Raw genomic sequence first — 488 nt, 5'->3', positions numbered from 1 at the left:
GTTACAGCAGAAGTTGTAACAGCTCAATTGCCGGTTGAGCCGGCACCCGTTGCGCCAGAAGTTACCATAACTCAATTGCCGGTTGAGCCGGAACCCGTTGCGCCAGAAGTTATCATAGCTGAATTGCCGGTTGAGCCGGCACCCGTTGCAGCAGAAATTGCCATAGCTCAATTGCCGGTTGAGCCAAATCCTCTTGTGCCAGAAGTTATCATAGCTGAATTGCCGGTTGAGCCGGCACCCGTTGCGCCAGAAGTTATCATAGCTGAATTGCCGGTTGAGCCAAATCCTGTTGTGCCAGAAGTTGTGATAACTCAATTGCCGGTTGAGCCAAATCCTGTTGTGCCAGAAGTTGTGATAACTCAATTGCCGGTTGAGCCGGCACCCGTTACGCCAGAAGTTACCATAACTGAATTGCCGGTTGAGCCGGAACCCGTTGCGCCAGAAGTTACCATAACTGAATTGCCGGTTGAGCCGGAACCCGTTGCGCC

The 488-nt window shown here is 52.5% G+C and carries 1 pseudogene; it reads left to right on the top strand.

Annotation, left to right across the window (positions count from 1 at the left end):
• Positions 1–488 (top strand): annotated as a pseudogene (locus OSC10802_RS39295) (hypothetical protein); the annotation flags it as partial.

The sequence above is a fragment of the Kamptonema formosum PCC 10802 genome, assembly GCF_000332335.1.
Lineage (GTDB): Bacteria > Cyanobacteriota > Cyanobacteriia > Cyanobacteriales > Oscillatoriaceae > Oscillatoria.
This window is presented reverse-complemented; position numbering and strand designations above follow the sequence as displayed.